Origin of the sequence: Bacillus sp. SB49, from assembly GCF_000469135.2 — a bacterium.
Taxonomy (GTDB): domain Bacteria; phylum Bacillota; class Bacilli; order Bacillales; family Halobacillaceae; genus Halobacillus.
This window is the reverse complement of the sequence record NZ_CP048117.1, coordinates 629,507-653,137: the sequence shown is the minus strand read 5'-3', so window position 1 is coordinate 653,137 and position 23,631 is coordinate 629,507. Positions and strand designations below refer to the sequence as shown.

The following is a 23,631-nucleotide window of genomic DNA, read 5'->3' as shown; positions in this document are numbered from 1 at the left end:
CTAATAAGATATAGAATTTAAACATAAGTGATCACTTAAATTAACAATAGATAATTTCAAGAACTGGCCAGTTCTCTAACTTGATAAATAGTGATTAATTTGACGAATATATAGGGAGCTTAGAGATGTACACCAATGTAATAATAAGCAAGCAATTTATTGAAGTAAAACGGCAAAGTATCCCCCCTCTTATACCTAGAACACAAAGAGGAGGACGCAAGAAGAACTTTAATGCTACCGAGGATAGTTGCAATGAGTTAAACCATAGAGTAAGCGTGAACCGTGCCCGCAAAAACATAAGGAGATTATTAGAGTGTAACTTTTCGTTCGGCTATTCATTTCTAACTCTCACTTTCAACCAAGACACCACTCATGATATAACAGATTACTCTCAGTGCTATAAGGCATTTTGTGATTTCAAAAAACGTCTTTCTTACTATTTGAAGACAATGGAGCTGCCGGTATTTAAATATATAGGTGTTACAGAGTTTCAAGACCAAAGAAATGGAGCCATACATTATCACCTTGTATGTAACCTTAATACTGTAAATAGACTTAAGGTTGAAGAATTATGGGGGAATGGGTGGGTTAACCTTCAACAGGTTGTTGCTTCCCCAACTGATAATGAGAAGATATCTAGTTACATGAAAAAAGGAATATCTGATCCTAGGCTAAACAAAAGGAAAAAATACTTTCGATCCCAGCATTTAGAGAAACCTATATATATTGACCTTACTGAGGATCAAGAGAAGTTGGACCAGCTCATAAATTCCAACACATTAAAACTTAGTGAAGAATCTTACCAATCACCTATATACGGTGCAGTTAACCTGGCAACATACTATATAAATAACTTCGATGGAGTGAAAATACATGCAAAAAATGCTACTCGACCAATTTCCTGAGGTACTAAATGTTGAAGATATTCAAATGATACTGGGAATAAGCAGGAAGCAAGCCTATGACTTAGTAAATTCAGGGGCTTTTCATTCAATAAGGGTTGGCAGAAGGATAAAAATTTCAAAAACAGTTTTCTGTAACTGGTTATATGGAGAGGGTGGTTTAAGTGTTTACTAAAGTAGTACACGGTGGAAATCTTGTTTGGGTGTATGATCACGAAAGAAAACTAAATTCTGGTAAATTCACCTTTGAGAAGAGCAAGCCATTGGAATATGGACGCCTCATCCAAACTAACTTTTATAGGGATCCTTATATTACAGAGCCAATAATGTGTTTAGAATTCCATGAAAGTGAATTTTATAATGTAAAAAAAAGACTAGAAAAATTCATCCAATATCTAAAGTCATCTGTATTGAATAAATTTAAGTACATTGCTGTAATAAAAATGCCTATTGAAAACGATCCTGGTATGATTTATTTCTTATCCGATATTCCTGCTGGAGTTATCCCACATGAAAATGAAAACGAGAGGTATTGGGATGAATGGATGGACTATAAATTTTTCACTGCATTTGAATTAACCTCAATTATTGAGGATTCAATGGATAGAGCAAGTAATGATGTAAGTGTTCCCAGAGCTACAAGTGTATTCATAAAAAAACATTTGGACTCTCTTGAATTTATATATGGCGACGAAGCGGTATCATTCTTGGACAGCATCAATATAAAACAACGAGACTTACTTTCTCAAGAAAGCTTAATGGATTATAGCGGCGGTTCAACAAGTGTTTATCAATACTCTTTCATGTAGCATCCAAGCTCGCTAGAGAGATACTCTACCTTTTAGAAACCGGACAATAATACCCAAGGTATATACTGCAAATTAGATTTAATACTGGGTTATGCTTTTATTAATATAGATTTCTTTGTATGATTGTAGCATTAACCCACTTTATATTAACTTACGTTACACATGATTTTTCCATTCAAAATCATTTCAACTTACTTCAAGTAAAAAGATCGCTCTCTTATAAAAGGTTAGCGGTCTTTTTTTGTTGTAAACCTTCCTAGATTTCGAGGTTATGTTGAAGAATAAGGATTACTTTCTTCCTTGCTTTCCTTCATTGCTTCTTGGTCAAATGTTTCACCTCTTTCAACAGCACCACCAGGAAGAGACAAACCACTCCCCTTATTCTTTACCATTAAAACCTTCTCTTTGATTTCATCAAAAATAAAGGCGTAAGCTACATCAACTCAATCCACCTAAAATCATTCTTCCATAATAGTTGTATTTTATTTGCTCCCTGATAATTAATTATTGTCTATATCAAGCAAGCGCCCCGATTATATAAGAAGTTATAGTTTCCACTCTTCATCTATTCCATATAGCTTCATGGGAAATGGTATGATATCCTTCTTTCTTGTCTTTTCTCTAAAATTCTCTTCCACATGAATTTCCATAATAAGATAGATTATTGCATCCCTGCTTAATTTTAAAAGAGTTAATGTATGTTTTAGTAACTCTTCTGTGGTTAAGTAATATGCTAGTTTATCACCACTCACTTTATCAGGGCTGATTTTATAAATAACAGTTTTCACATATTTATGCTCCAAATGATTTCTGATATCACGTATCACTTTACTCTTGGGCTCAATAATTGAATTGAAAACAGGAAAGAAATCTTTAGCGATCCAATATAATCCTCTTAATGGTAAGTTATATATTGTCTTTTGTATAATAGGGTTTTTATACTTGTACCTTCTTTTTTGTTTCCGTGTTCAGATTTCCAAATTGTATTAAAATTAACATCCTTCTCTTTAATCTCGGTCTGGTAGTATTCATTAATTAAGTATGCGATCTTATCAAACAGTGAATGCGCCGATTTAAATACCATTTTTATTTTAAAATCGCTTAAAGAATGAATTGCATAATCAAGCGTATCTACTTGATGGACATTCTTGTCAGAAAAATGAACCTTACTTTTAGGTTTTATGGAATCAAAAAGCAAAAATCTGGTTGAAACATAATCTTGTTTTATCTGGTTCATAAATAGCTGCAAATTCATCTAATGAACTACTGATCATTTTGACTTTTTGAGACAATTCACCCCAATAATCTTTCAAACAGCTTCCTCCTAACCTTTATTTTGATTACTATATTTACATGTGATCTAAGTAATGCGTTTCAATTTATATATATTACCTCGAAACTGAGTCTTCCACAATCCTTCCCAAAACATTAAGAAGAGGCAATTCTTCTGTTAAAGAATTGCCCCCAATACAGGAAGACTAGATTTCAAGATATATCTAATGAAATCCCATTGTAATTAAATATCTTCAAACTCTTTAGTCTTAGGATTAAACCATCTATCTTTATCTGGAGTGCGCCTATGCTTATTATCTGTCCATTCTTCAAATATCGCTCTACAAACATTATTCAAACACACATATAGCTTTGAATAACCTCCAGGGAAAGGGTCATTATCCTGCCCCATCATCTCTTCTTTACAATACTTACAAATCACCTATTCTCAACTCCTTATCAAAAATTAAAAGCCTAGCTTCTTCCAAGAATACTCTGCGCCAGCCTCTTCTAACATCTGATTCCAAGAACAAAAAGATGAATTTTCGCTTACATATTTATCAAGTTCATTCTCGTCAATGTTATCGAAATCTTTATCCTCTTCAATTCCAAAAGGACTCTGATTAAAGAACTCACTGATCGTAGAATAACTTGTGTACTTTTTCATAAAACCATCATGAAACAACTCGTCAAATGAAACACTTTTTGTATTTTCTAGCTCATTAGCACCTTTCTCCATCTGCTGGATTATCTTTTCAAAATCATCAAATCCATCCATTTTGAATTTCATAAAACCTCACCCTCCAATTAATTACAAATCTTAAATTTCATTATTTTTCCATAAAAAGACTCAAATTAAATATTAAGCTACTTTTCTTTAATGGATTTACACCTGTGTCTTTTCTTTTTGGTAATCCTCTAATTTCTTCACAATAAATTCAAGCAACATAATACTTTTAACTGAATTTTCTACGTTCCCGTATTTTATATCAGCACCATGAAGTATTGCATGCCTACTAAAAACTGGGAGTGGCGTGGTGTTATGTTCAAAACCATGTAAAATAATGTTTAGGTAGAAACTTTGAATCTCCTTATCAAAAGAAAATGCCTTATCTTCCGTGTTCAAAATTGTTGTAATCTTCTTCCTTATATTCATATTTCCTACATGATCTGTTGCATCAGCAAAAATACCTTCAATTTGAGGCAGAATTGTAGCTACGGATAAAAAATAATCTCCCTGAATATGCGCTTTGAAGACTTGACTAATTATCGGGATCCTTCTCTTCATCCACGAAATGTTTGACCAATGAGTAAGCAACGTATTTAATTTACTTTCGTTATATCTTTCCACCAATATTTTTTTAATTTTCCAAGCACCTCTTCAGCCCCATATTTATCAGTAAGTTCTACTATATCAATTACTTCATTCATCGATATGGTACTAATAGGTGGAAAACCGGCTACCAACATAAGCTGTTTATATTTCTGTTCATCATCTTTAAGGCCTCTATCTAATCTATCTTGAAAGTCTTCTAAAGAACTAATTAGATTAGGATAATTACTACAAATAGATTTTAATTGATCTAAGATATGATTTGGATCAAATTTAAAATCAAAATTACTTTTCACTTTACACCTCCTCTTCTGTCTTTAAAATATGATAAATGAAATAAATCAATCTAAGCTTTTCGTTGACATTCTCCCAGGAAACTCATTGAGAACAAACCCCTATATCTCCAACAGACACCAAATATCACTAGGTCTAAGATAACTCCTAATAATCACTTTAATTCATATACGAATGAGTATGGATATTGTTCCGAAAATCTGAATGTTATCACGAATTCAAATCTTCAGCAAACCTGTCCAAAACGTTAAGTAAGGGGCAATTATCCTGCTAAAGAGTTGCCCCTTATAGTTGAAGAATCGAATTCAAAATATTTATTTCTTTGCACCAATATTGAAATAAAAAACAACTGTTATCTGGTTTTCTTTAGTATTATCAACTAATTATTATATAGATCTCTTAATGTACTTGCTTGTTATGCAGTAATTTCAAAATATTCATCTTCGTTTGTAGTATTACTTGCAACAGCTCCACCTTCTGACTTGTACCACAAATACTTTTGTTTCACTTTCAACACCTGATTACAGCCACTGGATCTTACAATCCCTGCCATCTTTTGGACCACTCTTTGACAAACAATTCACCAGCTGTTGACTCCCCGTTTTCCATAAAAAACTTTAAGTAACTATTAAAGGCGTGACAATCACTTCACTCGGTTGTTCTAAAGGCATCCTTGACACTGAGCCTCCGGCAGATATGATGTGGCATCCTTTGCCACCATCCCCCTTAGGACGTTCCCTACGGTCACTCGGGAGCTGCCAGCCAGGCACCTATCATATCTGTCTACTCAGTATCAAGGACTGCTACGATTGCCTTTTGTTGCAAAAGGTGGCATTAGTGGTACATTTCAGTGGCCGTAATCAACACCCATTTTTTTAAAACATTCTATCTGTTTCGATTACTGAATTGGGGGTCAGACATCCACCTAGATTCTAGGTCGCCCTAGCACCCTTGCCTTTTGCTAACGGTTACAACGACATTCACAGTGCAGGACTTGAACCCTAAAGTCTATGCTCATGCCTGGCACACCAAAAAAATCACCTCCAAACTTTGGAAGTGCTTTCTATTATATGTGAGAGAGTAACCCTTTCAATTCTTCCTCACCTACGATTCGAGGACCATCCTCATCTATTTCAGGGTGAAATCTCAAGTAAGTGACAACTCCCAATCTTTTTTGGACTTCTTGTGTTCCAGCCCCTGCATATAAACATACCACTCGATCCACACAAGCTCGGAATCCCGCTTCTTCCAACACGGAGAAGAAACTATAGTATTCAGTCAATTGTTCCGTTGTTTTATTCATATATTGTGAATTATATATGTTCCTTAGTTGACTGAACTTCGCATCCATAACTAACGAAGTATCAAACAACTTCCCATCTTCCGTCTTCTTAAATACATCTATCTTAAGATCAGGCTTCTTCTTAGCAAGGTTTGTGTAGAAGTACTCTCCTCTCTCAATAGCCTCTCCTTCGGTATGAGGATGGTAATGGTCATACCACACATGCACTATTTTCTCCTCATTCTCCAAGACAAATTTAGTCCCTTCTTGTATCCGATCTTCGAAATAAAGGTTCAACACATCATCGTCAATGCCTTGCACGATTTCAAACCCTTTATCCGTGAATGTCTTAACCACTTTAAAAAGACAGAAATACTCGTATATTTGCCATGTAGGTTTAAGAATCGGAGTCAGCTGATTGTCTTCCCCTTTATTTTCTCGAATCTTCCTCAATTCTTCGAATATAGCATCCACTCGAAAGTATTGATTCTTTTTCAAGAATGGCTTTCTAAAACCTCGTTCAACATCCCTAAGGAAAGAGTTATCGATAAAGAAAATGAGCTTACTCTCCATTTTTTCTAAAACCCTAAGTTGCTCATTCAAAATCGAAACCTTTGTTCTAGTTTTTTTGATATCTTTATCTAACATATACATTTGGCTTTTGATATTTTTTTTTGTATTTTCACCAGTGTCTCTTTTTACTAAAAGCATTCCTTTTTCTTGCTTCACCTTATTATGCTTATCTTGCTGCTCTTTCAACTTCCGCTGATAACTATCCAAATCTTTTTCGATGTAGGAAGACACCTCTAACAAGTCCTTCCGCCACATAAGCAGAATGTTCTTCAACCAGCGATTCTCTTTAGAATCAAAATCCCTTATTTTCTTCTTGTTCAATTGAAAATTACTTTGTTGGACACCTGCATTCTTAGCTAACCCCTTATTCGAATTCGCCCACCGAATGCTCTTGTGATCTATTTTTCCCGCCCGTACAGAAGGTTTATAGGATGTCCGGATATAATCGTGAGGGTTTCTCTCTATCGCTGTCATACAGTACATATATTCGTCGTAAATCTCCGCAATCTTACGAGCGTAGTCATAGTACCAATACTTCGGCAAGTCCGCCTCATCATCATTTGACAAGGTTTTATTGCTATATACGAAGTCATAGATAATATCTTGCACCTGCTCATTTAAATACTCATGCAAATGCCTCACTTGAGACTCATCAAGGTGGTGAGGGAGGACGTTAATCCCCCCAACATACCTTTCCCCGCCAAAAAGCACCTCAATAAAATAAACCCCCATACGCCATGGAAACTCTTCGTTATCGTTAGCTTGATAAAGCCACTTCTTTCTTCCTCTTCCCACTTGCAACGGATGATCGAATACAACTTGTTCATCAGAGGAGTCATATACATTCGTTTGTATCTTACAAACCGCCCCCGATTCATGAACCTCTTTTTCATCAACATAAAACTGAAGTCCAATACGAGAGTTCTCTTTCAAAACTGTAAGCCTTGAAACATCTATATCTTCTTCACTTTTCCAGAGTTGCTCTACTTCATAAGGACGTCCGAATCGGTCTTCAAAATAACACCGAAAAGGTAAGACTTTCCCTTTATAATGTGTAGCCATTTCGCATCAACTCTTTCGCCTTTTGTTCAAGGTACGCAATAGATTTTTCACAATTATTTCGATCTTCCGTGTCAAGTACAGAACTAATACGTCCACCTGAGTATCCCTTCTCTTCATCGTATCGTCCAACTAACTTTTCGATTTGATCTCTATGACCTCTGATTTTAGAGAGAATACGTTGTTTGACTTGGAAGTCGAAAGCAGTATTCCTGTTCAAGAACGGAACGCCACTCTCATCACAAGGAATATTATCCAGATAGTGACCAATTTGCTCCGCAATACGGAACGATACTCCTGTCTGAGAATCAAAATTACTAATCTCTTCATGTAACTTATCGAGGATAGATAACTCCCGCTCTTCCAACGAAGCTAATCGTTTCCCGTTATTCACAACCCACTCTTTATAGTTGTCTGCGGTAATTTCAGCATCAGGGTTTTTGATTTCATTCTTCTCTTGATCCGCATAATCAGTCGGACTCTCAATATTTTCATTGATTTCGTGTTTGTAAGCATCCGCAAACGATGTCTTCTCTAGAAGAATGACGTTACTTCGATCCAACATCCGATTAGAGAAATCTCGTGTTGTTTCGTCGAAATTCGCTGTTCCGACGAACAAAACATTATTTCCAATCAGGATACCTTCCCTCAGATGTTCCTGAACACACATCGCCCCTTTATTGAACAACCGAAGGCGCTTTTGTCCCGTCTCTAACTCTAATATCGATAGAAAATCACTGAAATAGTGTTCGACCTGACCTAAGTTCATTTCATCAAACACAACCATGTGCATCTTGTCTTCATTTTTACTTGCACGATCCAAGAAAGAAACAAGTCCTACATCACTCTCTGTGTATACTCCTGTTTGAGGATTCAAGAACCCTAACAAATCACTCGGCTCTGTGTACGAGGGCTTAACAGGTACAAACAGAAGGTTGTCACCTTCATCCATTTTCATTGCCTCTGCATATAGCATAGCTAATTGTGTTTTACCTGTTCCGCTCATGCCACCCAGTATTGTAAAATTTGATGTCTTTAACGAGGTATGAAAATTGTATAGATCCTCAAGCGAATATCTCAATTTCTTTTTTCTCGCCAGGTAATCAAGACGAAGAATGAAGTCCCCTTCACCAATTTTATCAGCAACATCTTCTTTGGATACTTGCTCTTGCTCTTGAGAAGATTTCTCTTCCCTCACCTTGCCTTCGGATGCCTTTTTTTCTTCTAGCTTTTTCTGTCTCTCCAATTCTGCAATGGACGTACCTTCTTCTTCAAATTGATCAATCCAGCTTAAACGGTTGTTGTTAGAAATGAATGCAATCTCTTTATGCACCATACGCATATTCCGATCATAATCTTCTGGAATGTCAATCCTCTTAATAGATTCTGGTTTACGACAGATATACATATTGGAATTCACTTTGTACTTTTCCAACACTGTATCATCTGGAATTTGATAAATGTAACTATCACAAATGATGAATTCTGGTACGTCAAAGGCATGGTTATAACAACTCAACTCTATTGGTTTTTCATCCAATAACTTTCTCTCAAATCGAGTAGCTGGAGTGGAATTGCTCATTTCAGGAACAGGAACAAAATCTTCTTGCATTTCTTCTTCACTAGCTGCTTTTTCAACCAACAGCACCTCTAAGTTGTAGTGATACATATCTCTTTTCTTATCGTATGTCAATTCTGGCTTGAACAAGATTAGCCTTCCTTTGAAATGTTCTCTCAAAAATTCCACTGGGTTATCTTGTTCAAAGTATCCGACCTTTTGTAAGTATCTCTTATTGCGATTGTCAAAAGAAATATAAAATTCGTCTTTGTTCTTACCCAACAAACGCTTCAGTAGTTCTGGTTCTCTCGAGAGAGCTTTAATGAAGAACACAATCCTGTCATCTCCATCTTTGGAATACGTAACCGCTCGGTCAAACTCTGCCCCTAGACGAGGAAATGGACTATTGTCCTCCGCTATCTTCCCTAAAATATAACACTCCTCAATTTTTTGTCTGTCCGCTTGGGATATCTCTTGAACATTTTGTTCTACAAATGTCATTAAGTTCGCACCCTCTCTCTGTGGAGGTAATCCACAATTTGGTTTAAATATTCGCTTAAGTCATATCCAGATAACTCGTAATAATGTATTCCGTTATTCTCTAGATACCTTTTAGTCACCAACCATTTCGCACTTGTAGAAAAAGCAGCTCTAGATATAAGAACCAATTTGTTCTTGTACCTCGCCACATCCTTCATCCTCTTATGTTGGTGGAACGTCTCTAAACTCTCGACATAACCAATCAATTCCGTTCCTGTAAACAGCTCTCGGTCGTTTGTGACAATAACTGCACCTCTACTCCTTAATAACCTTTGGAAGTAATCAATGAACGGCTTGTTGATGCTTTGACAATCAGATAGATCAATGAGTCGATCTCGTAATTCTTGGTTTTCTTTTTCCTTCTCTTGCAAGAAAAAAGTCAAATCGTCATTCTTCTCATCAACAGAACAAAGTTGATCTAACTCTTTTTGCATTTCATCAGACTGTTTTCGGAAGCTTTCCGCCTCTTCTTCCATAACAGATAAAGCAAAGCCATTATCCTCATCTTTTTTGCTTTCAAACCATCGCTCTACATACATCAGAAAATCTTTATATCTCTCATCCTTGTAGCGATTATTTTCCATTAAAAAAGCCAGTACAGGATATTGCCTTTGGCTTTTAGGAGTCGATGACACTTCATTTGCAAAGCTAGCCTCACCTTCTCGATTAACGCTCTGTTTGAATTCTTCGTACCGTTTATCGCCTATTATTTCTTTTGATTTCTCAACGTAAGTTTTCAATCGCTCATATATATACTCTTCTTGGGAGAACTCTTCTCTCAACATCTCCATTTTTTCTTCGGAAGACATTTGCTTTACTATGCCGTCCAACAACGATTTACCTTCCTCTACGTTTCTTTCCAGAACCTCTTTATGCTCTTGATAGGTATCAGGAAACTGGGTATATATGACGGATAGGATCGCTCCTTTTGAAAATTTATAGTCCATTTCTAACTTTAGTGCTAAATCTTCCACTGACATCTCTTCGACCTCTGGATGATCATTAATGAACGATGCACTGATGAACTTAAATACTTCCTGAACCGTTGTGTACTTTTTACCTTTCCGTTTGTTGTTTGCTTTCGGCTTGGCACCAGCCTTCAACTCTTTAATAATAAAATTCTTCAACATCTCTTCTGGTGCTCGACTGAAGTTCTTCTGAAACCCATGCACTTTTATGTTGAACTTCTGCACAATGGTTGCAGCTTCTGCCTTCGTAAGCGCCTTCACTAACGTCCTTATTTCATCCATGGAACTCTCCTCACTTTTGAATTATTCAATTGTCTTTCAGTTAAGGTTTCATCCTTCAAGGTGAACCACCTCCTTCAATCAAATTCCCTTACATATAAAAAAGCAACTCACAATGGAGTGCCTCATCTAGATCTTATTTTACTGTAGAATTTCCTTCAGCTCATTTTTTGAGGAGTGATCGTCTTCCCATTTTAAAACCACTTCAAATGGAGGTGCCTGTCCAGCATGCATAATCATTGTAGTTTTCGTCACCTGATTCGAATTGATTTTGTCAGGGATCTTATGAAGTAATACATTCACTAAAGTTTTCTCATTTTCAGGCGTACTGCTGTTAATGCTTTTGCCTTTTTCAGAGTGAATATAAAATGAAATTGTCAAATTCCTCGCCTCTGCTTCGCCAGTGTTTTTTAAAATAAACACATCACGGTCTCGCTTCACCCGTATTTCCTTGTCTCTACTGATGGCAAATGACGCCTTCCTCTTATTAGTTAATCTTTCATTTTCCTTTGTCTTAGTTATCTTGGTTCTCTGATGATTTAGCACTAGAGCGTATCCACCAAAAACCGTACCCACTATGGATAAAATGAAGCTAATAACTTGCATCCATACCGGCATGTAATCCCTCCTATCGAATAATTTCGACAAGAGGGTATATTTTCCTGCGTCATAATACCAAAAACTTCTTGTGTTGCTCACGCTTTTTCCCACTTTTTAAATAAGTGCATTACCCATGAACGTCCGTTGAAACTAAATGATCTATTATAAGAAAAAAGGAGTTCTGCTAGAGAACTATCCAGGATGAGGTGTAATACACCAGTCCATAAGTGACATGTGCAATATCACGATAATGCAATTCCCTAGGAGAGGCTGTTTATTGGATCAAGTTAGCTCACAGCTTTTGTTCAGTTAACTTAACAATCTTTTAAGGGGGGTGGGGCGTAAAACGCAGACGTTTACCGACTTACACATAAGGTACTACCCCACAAATTTTTTTATAAATTTATCAAAATAATAGGTATTTTTAATGAAACCTCTTAAATAGAAGCATTTTTATGCTTTAAGTAGAATTGGAGACACACACTATGTATTATCCTACTGAGATTCTATTAGATTTCAACTGAGTAACATCGCTCTTTTAAGCCTGGTTAATTATAATAAGAATTAGAAATCAGCTGAGATTACTTAAGAATATTTACGATAAAAGATATCTTTTTATATTAAGGTCCGGGCCTCCAAAATAGGAGGAATAGCTATGAAAGTAGAAAGAATTTTTGCAAGTAGTGATCATACTGTCGAAGATATGCTTCAGTCTTACTTTATTGAGAAAATTGACACTATCGTATCCCAAGATTATGATCTAGGTAAGGTGAACACTGCTACATCTCCGAAGGAGGAAATCCAATGAGATGTGCAGTTTATATAAGAGTATCTACTGATAAACTAGAGCAGAAACAGTCTCTAGAGAACCAAAAAGAGCTTTTCATTCAATATTTATCCGATAAAGGATGGGATTTAGAAGCAATATATGTCGATATAGAAAGTGGAACAACGGAAAAAAGGGAGCAGCTTCAAAAGCTAATTGCGGACGCTAAACAGAACAAATTTGACGTCATGCTAGCAAAAGAATTATCTCGTTTTGCACGTAATGGTGGACTTTCTTATGAGATAAAAGATATAGCTGAGAGAAGCAGGGTCCACATTATTACCCTAGATAATGCGGTAAACACCCTTGAAGGTAATAACCATATGTTTGGTCTCTACGCTTGGATGTATGAACAAGAATCTCAAAGGACCAGTGACAGAGTTAAAACAGCCTTAATAAATAGAGCTAAGAAGGGGGTTTACAAAGGATCCGTCCCGCCATATGGTTACACTCTGAATGAAGGAAAACTAACAATAAGAAACGATAGCACCCCCTCCATAGTGAAGAGAATATACCGTGATTATATATCTGGAAAAGGCTTCGACCGAATTGCCAAAGACTTGTATAACGAAGAGATACCATCTCCCTCTCAAGTTGCTAATAAGAGAAATGCGACTAATCGTTGGAATGGATCCAGCGTAAGGAGTATACTTTCTAATCCGAATTATACTGGTGATTTAGTTCAAGGAAGAACCACTACCAAGAGCGTTACAAGCAAAATTAGAGAGCAGAAAAACCATGATGATTATATTGTTGTTCCCAACGTCCATCCAAGTATTATTTCAAAAGAAGACTTTGATGTAGTTCAAGGTTTAATGAAAGCTCGAAGGCGGAAACGACCAAGTCATGAAAAACATTTGTTCACGAATACAGCGTATTGCGCTGATTGTGGCAAAAGCATGCATTATAAGAAGAACAGAAATGGTTACGTATGTGGTGAATATAATAAGCTTGGAGCTAAAGCATGCCTTTCTCATTATGTTAAAGAAGACCAGTTGAAGGCTGCTATACTTCAAGATATTAAAAAGCTAGCTGGTAACAATGATGGGTCGTCCTTAAGCAAGAAAATAAACGATAAATTCAAACATGCAAATCAAAAGAAAAAAGCTCATATAAATAGGCTTGAGAAAAAACTAACAGGATTAAAAGAAAGAAAAGCTAAGTTGATTGTCAGTCATGTAGATGGAATCATTAGCGAAGATGATTACCAACTTACTTATGAAATAACGTCGAATGAGATAAGTGAAGTCATGACTGAACTTGAATTCTTAAACGAGACACATACACATGAAAACGATGAAGCCAAATTTAAAGCGATTCTTACACACATCCAAGAAATAATGAATCTAAATGTACTAAGCCCTGAGCTCTTGCATCGATTAATTGAACGAATAGAAATAAAAGCAGACGGAAGCCCGAGAATCTTTTATAAATTCTCGGGCCCTCGTCTGCTTAAACTTTAGGCTTTTCTAACCACACACAGCACTCCACGTGACTCGTCTGCGGGAACATATCGACCGGCTGCACTTCCTTCGTTTCATAACCACCGTCTTCCAGCACCCGCAGATCACGCGCAAGCGTAGACGGATTACAGGATACATACACGATCCGCTCCGGCTCCATGTCGAGCATCGCTTTCAGAAGCTGCTCATCACAGCCTTTACGCGGAGGGTCGACGACGATGACGTCCGGACGAAGGCCTTGATTACGCCACCACGGCATGAGCTTCTCTGCTTCCCCGACGAAGAATTCGGCGTTGTCCATCTTGTTCAGACGGGCGTTCTTCTTCGCGTCTTCCACGGCTTCCGGAACGATTTCCACTCCATACACCTTCTCTGCCTTCTGGGCGAGGAATAAGGAAATAGTTCCGATTCCACAGTAGGCATCGATGACCGTTTCTCCACCACGCAGGTCGGCATAAGAAAGTGCCTGGTCGTACAACGTCTTCGTCTGGGTCGGGTTGACCTGGTAAAACGATTTCGGGGAAATCATAAAACGGATATCTCCGATCGTATCGTAGATGTATTCTTCTCCCCATAGTACGTTCGTTTCTCTTCCTAAAATGACATTCGTCTTTGCACTGTTGATGTTGTGGACGATTGATTTTACATTCGGGAACGCATCGCGGATTTCGTCTACGATTTTTTCTTTGTGAGGAAGTTTCTTCGTCTTCGTGACGATCACGATCATAATGTCCTTCGTCGTCTGCCCCGTCCGGACCATGATGTGACGAAGTACGCCGCGGTGCGTCTGTTCATCGTAGGCATCGATTCCGTATCTGGAAGCGATACGGCGTACCGTTTCAACCATCCGGTCATTCACTTCATCCTGAATCAGACATGTGTCCATATCGATGATGTTATGGCTTCGCTTCTGATAAAAGCCTGTCATCAGTTGCCCGTCTTCCTTCTGGCCGACTGGAATCTGGACTTTGTTGCGGTAGCGCCACGGATCTTCCATACCGATTGTCGGATGCACCGGTACGTGCTCCAGGTGTCCGATCTTCTTCATGTTATCTTTGACCTGCTTCTGCTTCATGTCCAGCTGCATTTGATAACTCATGTGCTGAAGCTGGCACCCGCCGCACTGATAGAAAACATCACATGGAGGTTCCACTCTGTCTTCACTTGCTTCTTTCACTTCAAGAATCTTTCCGAATCCGAAGTTCTTTTTCACTTTGACGACCTTGACCGTTGCCGTCTCACCCGGAAGACCATAGGGAACAAACAGAGGATAGCCGTCCACTTTGCCGACCCCGTTCCCCTCATGCGTCAAATCCTCAAACGTAAGCTCGACTGTCTCATTCTTCTCAACCGGCGGTTTCACTTTCGCCATCATTCATCCGTCCTTTTTTTCTATATTCTATACGTAGTTTATCATATCTGACCATTAAGTGCGGAGTCGCCCTGGGAGCTGCGACAAGCATAAGAACATTGATGGAGAAAAGTGCTCTTCCTTTTCGCCGTCAATGGACTTATGACCTCGAGCAGCTGGGCGACGCAGCCGGATAACACTAAGTGCGGAGTCGCCCTGATAGCTGCGACAAGCATAAGAACATTGATGGAGAAAAGCGCTCTTCCTTTTCGCCGTCGATGGACTTATGCATCCATTCATGTCCCGGGAAATGCTCTCTCTTCCAACTGAAATTCCCAGAGATACACCGACCTTCATTCAACATGGAAAAAGCGCCACTGCTTTATACAGTAGCGCTTCCTATTATTCCTCCGTCTTGAAATGCTGTTCAGGCACGAAGAAATCCAAGTGACGGTATAAATTGACAAATTCCCCGGGCAATAATCCGCCAAATTCCCCGTCGATATTCAACTGCATCTTCTCGTCCGTCTTCACCTTCACGCGGCTGGCGGTGAGGTGGACAAACTTCGGATGGTTGAGGTGATTCCCTTGGATCGCAAGAGTTGCGAGCCGTACGAATTCTGCAATGTTCATTTTTTCAATGATCATCAGATCGAAAAGACCGTCATCCATACGGGCGGCCGGCGCAAGCTTCTCGAGCCCGCCGACGGAATTGGTGTTGCTGACGAGGAAGAGCATGATCTCGCCTTCGTACCATTTGCCGTCGTATTCCATCTCGACACGGGTCGGACGGATGGATGGCAGCATTTCGATCCCTTTCAAGTAGTAGGCGAGCTGACCGAGCATCGTCTTCAGCTTGCTTGGTACTTCATAGCTGATTTCGGTGATTTTCCCTCCACCGGCAATGTTCATGAAGTAATGATCGTTGACGCGCCCGATATCCAATGGATGGGTATAATCCTCCAAAATGATGTCGACCGCTTTATGAACGTTTCTAGGTATGTGCAGTGCACGTGCAAAATCGTTGGTCGTCCCGACTGGAATGATGCCGAGCTTCGGTTTATGTTCTTGTTCGGCTAGTCCATTGATGACTTCGTTGATGGTTCCGTCTCCACCCGCTGCCACGACTACATCGAATTTTTGTTCGACGCAGTACTTCGCGGCATTGATCGCGTCACCTGCACAGGTCGTCGCATGGGCGGAGGTTTCGTATCCGGCTTGTTCGAATCGTTGCAGGATGTCCGGGAGAACCTTGCGTATGACTTCTCTTCCAGAGGTCGGGTTATAAATTATTCGGGCACGTTTCATGTTTTGACCCCCTCATCCAGATTGCTCCAATTATCATCATAGCTTGTTTTCCTCTTTTTGCAAACTGTTTTTCTAGTATATGACTGGATGTCCCAAGTCATACGAAAGCACGCACTCGCCGTCCGGTGCGTGCTTTCTTCCTTCTATATGGCTTTAGCGCTTCTCCATTTCAGAAAGGATGATCTTGTTGACCATCGGCGGGTTCGCCTGTCCTTTTGTTTCTTTCATCACTTGACCGACAAGGAAGCCGAGGGCACGGTCTTTCCCGTTCTTGAAGTCTTCAATGGATTGAGGGTTGTTATCCAGAATCTTCACGATGATTTCCGTCAGTTGACCTTCATCGGAAATTTGGACAAGCCCTTTCTCTTTAACGATCTTCTCCGGCTCGCCGCCGTTTTCTACAAGTTCGTTGAAGACTTTCTTCGCAATCTTGGAAGAGATCGTACCGTCTTCGATCAGCTGGATCATCTTCGCAAGAGAATCCGGTGTCAAAGCAAGATCAGAAAGCTCTTTATAATGCTTGTTCATGTAGGCAGACACTTCACCCATCAACCAGTTGGAAGCCTGCTTGACGTCGGCTCCCTGAGCGATCGTTTCTTCGAAGAAATCGGAAAGCTCTTTGTTGTTCGTCAGGACCATCGCATCGTAGGCAGGAAGCTCCAGCTGCTCGATGTAGCGCTTCTTACGGGCATCCGGAAGTTCAGGGATTTCCGCGCGGATACGCTCTTTCCATGCTTCGTCGATGTGAAGGGGAACGAGGTCCGGCTCCGGGAAGTAGCGATAGTCATCGGATCCTTCTTTGATACGCATCAGGATCGTTTCCTTCGTCTGCTCGTCATAGCGACGTGTTTCCTGAAGGATTTCCCCACCTGCCATCAGTTCCTTCTGCTGGCGCTTCTCTTCGAATTCCAAACCTTTTTGTACGAAGGAGAAGGAGTTCAGGTTCTTAAGCTCGGTTTTCGTACCAAATTGCTCCTGTCCGATCGGGCGGATGGACAAGTTGGCATCACAGCGAAGGGAACCTTCTTCCATCTTACAGTCGGAAACGCCTGTATATTGGATGATGTTCTTCAGTGCTTCCAAGTAGGCGTACGCCTCTTTCGGAGAGCGGATGTCGGGCTCGGAAACGATTTCGACAAGCGGTGTACCTTGACGGTTGTAGTCGACAAGGGAATATCCATCGTCGCTGTGCGTCAGTTTGCCGGCATCTTCCTCCATATGAAGGCGCGTGATTCCGATCCGCTTCTTCTTACCGTCTACTTCAATATCGATATACCCGTTCTCACCGATCGGCTTATCAAACTGAGAAATTTGGTAGGCTTTCGGGTTGTCCGGGTAGAAATAGTTTTTGCGGTCAAACTTCGTATCTGTTGCGATTTCACAGTTGAGTGCCATCGCTGCTTTCATAGCGAAGTTGACAGCTTCTTCGTTCAGTACCGGCAGAACACCCGGGTACCCGAGGTCGATCGGGTTGATGTTCGTATTCGGATCATCCCCGAACATGTTCGGAGACGGACTGAAGATTTTAGAGTTCGTTTTCAATTCTACGTGGACCTCTAGTCCAATAATCGTTTCAAAGTTCATTAGCGCGCACCTCCAAGGGACGGGCGTTGTTTATGGAATTCTGTCGCCTGCTCAAAGGCGTGGGCTGCACGGTAAACGGTGCTTTCGTCGAAGTGTTTCCCGATGATCTGCAGACCGATTGGAAGTCCCTCGCTGGAGAAGCCGCAAGGAATGGAGATTCCCGGTACGCCGGCAAGGTTGACAGGGATTGTCAGAATATCGTTGGCATACATCGTCATCGGGTCGTCGACTTTGTCCCCTACTTTAAAGGCAGGAGTCGGAGTCGTCGGTCCGACGATCACATCATATTCTTCGAACACTTTCTCAAAATCGTTTTTGATCAACGTACGGACTTGTTGGGCTTTCTTGTAATACGCATCATAGTAACCGGAGCTGAGCGCGAACGTTCCGAGCATGATCCGGCGCTTCACTTCGTCCCCGAAGCCTTCCGAGCGGGAGCGCATGAACATGTCAAGCATCGTTTCTGCGTCTTCTGCACGCTTACCGTAACGGACTCCGTCAAAGCGGGCCAGGTTGGCAGATGCTTCCGAAGAAGAAAGCAGGTAGTACGTAGACAAAGCATATTTCGAGTGTGGCAGGGAAACTTCCTCCCATGTCGCACCCATCTTTTCATACTCTTTCAAAGCAGCTTGGACCGCTTCCTTCACTTCCGGTGCTACACCTTCAGAAAGGTATTCTTTTGGAACAGCGATCTTCAAACCTTTGACATCGCCTGTCAAAGATTCGGTATATTTCGGAACGTCTACATTGGCAGACGTGGAGTCCATTTTGTCGTAGCCTGCAATAGTTTCCAGAAGGAAAGCATTGTCTTCGACGTTTCTGGTGATCGGACCGATTTGGTCAAGGGAAGACGCAAATGCGATCAATCCGAAACGGGAAACACGGCCGTATGTCGGCTTAAGACCGACGACACCACAGTAAGCTGCCGGCTGACGGATGGATCCGCCGGTATCAGACCCTAGAGAATAGGGAACTTCTCCTGCCGCTACAGAGGCTGCAGATCCACCACTGGAACCACCCGGTACGTAATCCGTGTTCCAAGGGTTACGAGCAGATGCGTAGCTGGAGTTCTCATTGGAAGAACCCATCGCGAATTCGTCCATGTTCAGTTTCCCGATGGTGACGGCTTTTGCATCGTTCAGTTTGTTGACGACCGTCGCATCATACAATGGGTCCTCAAAGTTAGAAAGGATCTGACTTCCCGCCGTCGTGCGCAGACCTTTCGTCACGATGTTGTCTTTCACACCGATCGGCAGACCGAAGAGAGCCGCGTCACTGTTCCCCTGCTCTTTGTCCAGTGCCGCCGCCTGCGCTTTCGCTGCTTCTTTATTCAACGTGATGAACGCCTGGACTTCCCCGTCCACTTCATCAATGCGCTTGTAGGATTCTTCTACTAGATCCGTGACTGTGATTTCCTTGTTATGTAGCTTCTCTTGAAGCTCACGTAGTGAAAACTCAAATAAAGACATCGTCGTACCTCCTTATTCCAATATGGATGGCACTTTGAACTGACCATCCTGGTGGTCCGGTGCGTTCTTCAGCGCTTCCTCTTGTGTAATCCATTTCTTCGGCTCGTCCTTGCGAAGTACGTTCTTCAGGTCAAGAACGTGCGTCGTCGGTTCTACACCGGTTGTATCTAATTCATTCAATTGCTCTGCATAGGTGATGATATCATCCAGCTGCTTAGAGAATGTCGTTGCTTCTTCATCCGTGATCGCCAGACGCGCAAGATTCGCGACGTGCTTCACTTCTTCTTTACTGATTCTAGACATAATGCGACCTCCATTTCGATCTCACATAATATATGATCATACCAAAGATTCGAATCAATTATCAACGTTCGTTGCACATCTTTCTTATCTTAACATACCGGCCCCATCCATGTCTTTTCTCCAATAAGGAAGACAGGAATAAAAAAACCCCCGGCACATTGCCGGGGACCTTTGGTTTTATTAATGCTTCTTCGCTTCTTCGAAGAATTCTTCTGCGTTGGCCGGCGGGTTCCCGAACATACTTACAACAATGGTTGCAAGAGCACTCAGGATGAATCCTGGTACGAGTTCGTAGAGCTCGAAAATACCGCCGTTCAGTACATCAGCCCAGACAACGACTACGACAGCACCGACGATCATACCGGTGAGCGCCCCGTTACGGGTGATGCCTTTCCAGAACAGAGACAGGATGATGATCGGACCGAAGGCGGCGCCGAATCCTGCCCATGCATAAGATACGAGATCAAGGACCGTGCTGTCCGGATTTCCGGCAAGCAGAATCGCAATAAGAGCGATACCCGCTACTGCGATACGACCGATCCAAACCAATTCTTTCTCCGTCGCGTTTGGACGGAACAGTGCTTTATAGAAGTCCTCCGCCAGTGCAGAAGAAGATACAAGCAGCTGAGAGTCAATGGTACTCATGATTGCAGACAAGATCGCTGCAAGCAGGATACCTGCAATGATCGGATGGAACAGAATTTGAGAGAAGGTGATGAAGATCTTCTCAGAGTCGGCAAGCATCTGAATGCCGCCTTCTGTCATAACTTCTGCATTAAAGGTGGATAGATCCGTAACATCTGCTGTATTAATGTAAGCAAGTCCGAACAGACCCGTGAAGATTGCTCCGTAAAGACCAAGGATCATCCAACCCATTCCGATGAAACGCGCTTTCGGAACGTCTTTCGGTGAACGAAGGGCCATAAAGCGGACAAGGATGTGCGGCTGACCGAAGTAGCCGAGTCCCCAGGCAAGAGAAGAAATAATAGCCATCGCGCCTACGCCTTGAACCATGTTCAGGTGTGTCGGATCGATTTGAGCGACAGCATCTGTCGCTTTATCCCAGCCGCCCAGTTCGGATACGGCTACGATCGGTACGGCAATCAATGCAAGGAACATCAAGATCCCTTGAACGAAGTCCGTCCAGCTGACGGCAAGGAAACCGCCTAAGAAGGTATAAGAGATGGTGACGACTGCACCGATCCATAGTGCTGTTGTGTAGTCAATGTTGAAGGAAGCTTCAAACAGCTTCGCCCCGGCAACCATACCGGAAGATGTGTAGAAGGTGAAGAATAAAAGGATAACAGCTGCGGAAATGACTCGTAATGTATGGGATTTATCCTGGAAACGATTCTCCAAATAGTCGGGAACCGTAATGGAATCGTCCGCCACCTCTGTGAAGACACGAAGTTTACGGGCAACGAATTGCCAGTTCAAATAGGCACCGATAGCAAGACCTACTCCGATCCACGCTTCCGATAAACCGGATGCATAAATAGCTCCAGGCAGACCCAGCAGCAGCCAGCCACTCATATCGGAGGCTCCGGCGGATAAGGCGGCAACTCCCGGCCCCAGACGACGACCACCTAACACGTAGTCGGATAAATCACTTGTTAGACGATATGCGGCGAAACCAATTCCCAGCATACCGATCAAATAGACGATGAATGTTATTAACGTAGCAGTACTCATGTTTTGTTATTCGCTCCTTTCAGTGAATAGTGTAATGATGGATAGAATGATTAGTAATGGCATTGGGACAAATAACCAGAACCACGTTGCCCCGGAAATTGTTACGGATGATGCTGCAGCGAGTTCCAACACGTCGATCACCTCCCAAAACTGTAATATACAACTCTATACAACCATACCGTTTGTCGGATTCTCCTGTTGAATTCCATCGAAAAATCCAAATGCAGGTACAACTATATCATATAACTTTTGTTTGAACATTGCAAAAATTGATATAATTTACCTATTGTGAATAAATATTCACTAAATACGAATAGATATACATATATAGGTGTTTGAAGTAATAAACATTCACAAAAGTTTTTTAATTATTTTTCATGTTTCTGTCACAAACGACACCAATCTGTAACAGGACATACGAATAGTATGTTCCTTTTTCGCAAAATAATGAAACCCCTTTTTCCTCCTGCATCAGGAAAAAGGGGTTTGTCTATTTAGAGCATTTCCGATGTCGTTTTACCCTGCATATGGTGGATTAAGTAGTCCGGTCCGCCTGCTTTGGAGTCGGTTCCGGACATGTTGAATCCGCCGAACGGATGATATCCGACAATCGCAGCGGTGCAGCCGCGGTTGAAGTACAGGTTTCCGACATGGAAATCCTCGCGTGCTTTTTCTATATGTTCCCGGTTATTGGAAATAACGGCGCCTGTAAGGCCATAGTCCGTATTGTTGGCAATATCGAGAGCTTCATCGAACGACGAAGCTTTCGTGAAACCGACGACAGGACCGAAGATTTCCTCCTGCATGATCCGGGAATCCGGTGCGAGATCGGCAAAGACGGTCGGTGCGACGAACCACCCTTTAGAATCGTCTCCCTTGCCTCCTGTCATCAGCTTTCCTTCCTCTTTCCCGATACCGATGTATTCCAAGATCTTATCGTAGGCTCCCTGATCAATGACCGGACCCATGTAGTTGCTGTTATCAGTCGGGTTGCCGTAATTCACTTCTTCCTTCGTCTTCTGAACGACTCTGTCCAAGAGTTCATCATAGATTTCTTCATGTGCGACGACCCGGGAGCATGCGGAACATTTCTGTCCGGAGAACCCGAAGGCAGAATAAGTGATGGCATCAGCGGCAAGCTCAAGATCCGCCTCCTTATCCACAACGATCGTATCCTTGCCTCCCATTTCAATGATCGTACGCTTCAGCCACTGCTGACCGTCATGGACCTTGGCCGCTCGCTCAAATATCCGGGTACCGACTTCCCTGGAACCCGTGAAGCTGATAAAGCGTGTCCGTGGATGATCGACAAGGTAGTCCCCGACTTCCTTTCCGCTGCCCGGAACATAGTTGATCACGCCGTTCGGAAGTCCCGCCTCTTCAAGTACCTCCATCATCTTATAAGCGATGACCGGCGTCGCGCTGGCAGGCTTGAGAAGGACCGTATTCCCCGAAACCATCGCTGCGACCGTCGTCCCGCACATGATGGCGAACAGGAAGTTCCATGGAGAAATGACGACACCGACGCCGAGTGGTATGTAATGGAACCGGTTGTTCTCGATCGGTCGGGAGTTGATCTCCACGCCTTTATCAATTTCCAGCATTTGACGTCCATAAAATTCGAGGAAGTCAATCGCTTCGGCCGTATCGGCATCCGCTTCTTTCCACGGTTTTCCGCCTTCTTTGACTAAGTGCGCCGTAAATTCATGCTTACGGCGGCGGACGATTGCCGCGGCACGGAACAGGATATCCGCACGGAACTGCGCTTTCGTCTTTCTCCACCACTGGAACGTTTCGTCCGCTGCTTTATGTGCTTTTTCTGCAAGTTCCTGGTTCGCCTTAGAAACATATCCGATGACTTCTTTCTTATCTGCCGGGTTCACGACTTTGATCTTGTCATCTGTCATGATCCGCTCGCCGCCGATAATCAGCGGATACTCTTTCCCAAGGTCCGCTTCTACCTGCTTGATGGCAGATTGCAGCGCTTTCCGATTTTCTTCCACCGTGAAATCCGTGAATGGTTCATGCTTGTACGGGACTACCATACTTAAACCGCCTCCTTGAGATTAAATAGGTCGCACGCTTTATAATTGTTTGAAAATTAACACTTCAAGCGTTTCCATCCATATTTTAGCATAGTGTGTAGGGGTTTAAAAGGAACAGAAG

General features: G+C 41.6%; 24 protein-coding genes. 5 read left to right on the top strand and 19 right to left on the bottom strand.

Annotated features, from left to right (window positions below):
• The first annotated feature begins 125 nt into the window (after positions 1–125).
• Genes M662_RS03325 through M662_RS03315 form a run of 3 tightly spaced genes read left to right on the top strand, consistent with a single transcriptional unit; the run spans position 126 to position 1,711 of the window.
• Entirely contained in the window at positions 126–905 is a 780-nt protein-coding gene (locus tag M662_RS03325; protein ID WP_026578721.1) for a rolling circle replication-associated protein, read from the top strand.
• Positions 874–1,077, top strand: coding sequence for a helix-turn-helix domain-containing protein (locus tag M662_RS19725; RefSeq protein WP_026578722.1), 204 nt, complete (start codon positions 874–876; stop codon positions 1,075–1,077). The genes M662_RS03325 and M662_RS19725 overlap by 32 nt, the downstream gene beginning before the upstream one ends.
• Positions 1,067–1,711, top strand: coding sequence for a hypothetical protein (locus tag M662_RS03315; RefSeq protein WP_026578723.1), 645 nt, complete (start codon positions 1,067–1,069; stop codon positions 1,709–1,711). Before M662_RS19725 ends, M662_RS03315 begins: the two co-directional genes overlap by 11 nt.
• 269 nt (positions 1,712–1,980) lie before the next feature.
• Here M662_RS03315 and M662_RS03310 read toward each other — a convergent pair whose 3' ends face one another.
• From M662_RS03310 to M662_RS03260, 12 genes are all read right to left on the bottom strand, one after another.
• Positions 1,981–2,103 carry an NUDIX hydrolase gene (locus M662_RS03310; RefSeq protein ID WP_236096535.1) on the bottom strand — a complete coding sequence of 41 codons (123 nt, stop codon included), beginning with the start codon at positions 2,101–2,103 and terminating at the stop codon, positions 1,981–1,983.
• A 153-nt stretch (positions 2,104–2,256) separates the two neighbouring features.
• A complete protein-coding gene (locus tag M662_RS19630; protein WP_268897557.1) occupies positions 2,257–2,625 on the bottom strand; it encodes an LA2681 family HEPN domain-containing protein in 369 nt (122 codons plus the stop codon).
• Positions 2,607–2,948, bottom strand: a complete 342-nt coding sequence (locus tag M662_RS19720; protein WP_442858828.1) for an LA2681 family HEPN domain-containing protein — start codon at positions 2,946–2,948, stop codon at positions 2,607–2,609. Before M662_RS19720 ends, M662_RS19630 begins: the two co-directional genes overlap by 19 nt.
• Entirely contained in the window at positions 2,899–3,024 is a 126-nt protein-coding gene (locus M662_RS19625) for a hypothetical protein (protein WP_268897237.1), read from the bottom strand. The genes M662_RS19720 and M662_RS19625 overlap by 50 nt, the downstream gene beginning before the upstream one ends.
• A gap of 203 nt (positions 3,025–3,227) precedes the next feature.
• Positions 3,228–3,425, bottom strand: a complete 198-nt coding sequence (locus M662_RS03295) for a hypothetical protein (protein WP_026578726.1) — start codon at positions 3,423–3,425, stop codon at positions 3,228–3,230.
• 24 nt (positions 3,426–3,449) lie between these two features.
• Positions 3,450–3,773, bottom strand: a complete 324-nt coding sequence (locus M662_RS03290) for a hypothetical protein (RefSeq protein WP_026578727.1) — start codon at positions 3,771–3,773, stop codon at positions 3,450–3,452.
• 96 nt (positions 3,774–3,869) lie between these two features.
• Complete coding sequence (locus tag M662_RS03285) at positions 3,870–4,271, bottom strand: hypothetical protein (protein ID WP_152522241.1); 402 nt, start codon at positions 4,269–4,271, stop codon at positions 3,870–3,872.
• A gap of 35 nt (positions 4,272–4,306) precedes the next feature.
• Positions 4,307–4,612 (bottom strand): hypothetical protein, encoded by a 306-nt coding sequence (locus M662_RS03280; protein WP_026578729.1) that lies wholly within the window; start codon positions 4,610–4,612, stop codon positions 4,307–4,309.
• Between the two features lie 1,064 nt (positions 4,613–5,676).
• Entirely contained in the window at positions 5,677–7,527 is a 1,851-nt protein-coding gene (locus M662_RS03275; protein WP_026578730.1) for a DUF2357 domain-containing protein, read from the bottom strand.
• Positions 7,511–9,583, bottom strand: coding sequence for an McrB family protein (locus M662_RS03270; RefSeq protein ID WP_051348991.1), 2,073 nt, complete (start codon positions 9,581–9,583; stop codon positions 7,511–7,513). The genes M662_RS03275 and M662_RS03270 overlap by 17 nt, the downstream gene beginning before the upstream one ends.
• Positions 9,583–10,872 carry a hypothetical protein gene (locus M662_RS03265; protein ID WP_026578731.1) on the bottom strand — a complete coding sequence of 430 codons (1,290 nt, stop codon included), beginning with the start codon at positions 10,870–10,872 and terminating at the stop codon, positions 9,583–9,585. Before M662_RS03265 ends, M662_RS03270 begins: the two co-directional genes overlap by 1 nt.
• Before the next feature lie 138 nt (positions 10,873–11,010).
• A complete protein-coding gene (locus M662_RS03260; RefSeq protein WP_026578732.1) occupies positions 11,011–11,487 on the bottom strand; it encodes a hypothetical protein in 477 nt (158 codons plus the stop codon).
• Between the two features lie 637 nt (positions 11,488–12,124).
• Between M662_RS03260 and M662_RS03255 the strand changes: the two genes are divergently transcribed.
• Entirely contained in the window at positions 12,125–12,277 is a 153-nt protein-coding gene (locus tag M662_RS03255; protein WP_162129274.1) for a hypothetical protein, read from the top strand.
• On the top strand, positions 12,274–13,758 hold the full coding sequence (locus tag M662_RS03250; RefSeq protein WP_026578733.1) for a recombinase family protein: 1,485 nt from the start codon (positions 12,274–12,276) through the stop codon (positions 13,756–13,758). Before M662_RS03255 ends, M662_RS03250 begins: the two co-directional genes overlap by 4 nt.
• Here the strand turns inward: M662_RS03250 and rlmD are convergent.
• The 7 genes from rlmD to pruA all read right to left on the bottom strand — a co-directional run bounded on the left by rlmD (position 13,748) and on the right by pruA (position 23,510).
• Positions 13,748–15,130, bottom strand: coding sequence for a 23S rRNA (uracil(1939)-C(5))-methyltransferase RlmD (gene rlmD, locus M662_RS03245; protein ID WP_035388715.1), 1,383 nt, complete (start codon positions 15,128–15,130; stop codon positions 13,748–13,750). The two genes, M662_RS03250 and rlmD, sit on opposite strands and share 11 nt — an antisense overlap.
• A 381-nt stretch (positions 15,131–15,511) precedes the next feature.
• Positions 15,512–16,417, bottom strand: a complete 906-nt coding sequence (locus M662_RS03240; RefSeq protein WP_008640224.1) for a diacylglycerol kinase — start codon at positions 16,415–16,417, stop codon at positions 15,512–15,514.
• 153 nt (positions 16,418–16,570) lie between these two features.
• Positions 16,571–18,001 (bottom strand): Asp-tRNA(Asn)/Glu-tRNA(Gln) amidotransferase subunit GatB, encoded by a 1,431-nt coding sequence (gene gatB, locus M662_RS03235; protein ID WP_008640227.1) that lies wholly within the window; start codon positions 17,999–18,001, stop codon positions 16,571–16,573.
• Positions 18,001–19,470, bottom strand: a complete 1,470-nt coding sequence (gene gatA / locus M662_RS03230) for an Asp-tRNA(Asn)/Glu-tRNA(Gln) amidotransferase subunit GatA (RefSeq protein ID WP_008640228.1) — start codon at positions 19,468–19,470, stop codon at positions 18,001–18,003. The genes gatB and gatA overlap by 1 nt, the downstream gene beginning before the upstream one ends.
• Positions 19,471–19,482: 12 nt before the next feature.
• Positions 19,483–19,773 (bottom strand): Asp-tRNA(Asn)/Glu-tRNA(Gln) amidotransferase subunit GatC, encoded by a 291-nt coding sequence (gene gatC, locus M662_RS03225; RefSeq protein ID WP_008640230.1) that lies wholly within the window; start codon positions 19,771–19,773, stop codon positions 19,483–19,485.
• 180 nt (positions 19,774–19,953) lie between these two features.
• A complete protein-coding gene (putP, locus tag M662_RS03220; protein WP_026578735.1) occupies positions 19,954–21,465 on the bottom strand; it encodes a sodium/proline symporter PutP in 1,512 nt (503 codons plus the stop codon).
• Between the two features lie 494 nt (positions 21,466–21,959).
• On the bottom strand, positions 21,960–23,510 hold the full coding sequence (pruA, locus tag M662_RS03215; RefSeq protein ID WP_026578736.1) for an L-glutamate gamma-semialdehyde dehydrogenase: 1,551 nt from the start codon (positions 23,508–23,510) through the stop codon (positions 21,960–21,962).
• Between the last annotated feature and the right edge of the window lie 121 nt (positions 23,511–23,631).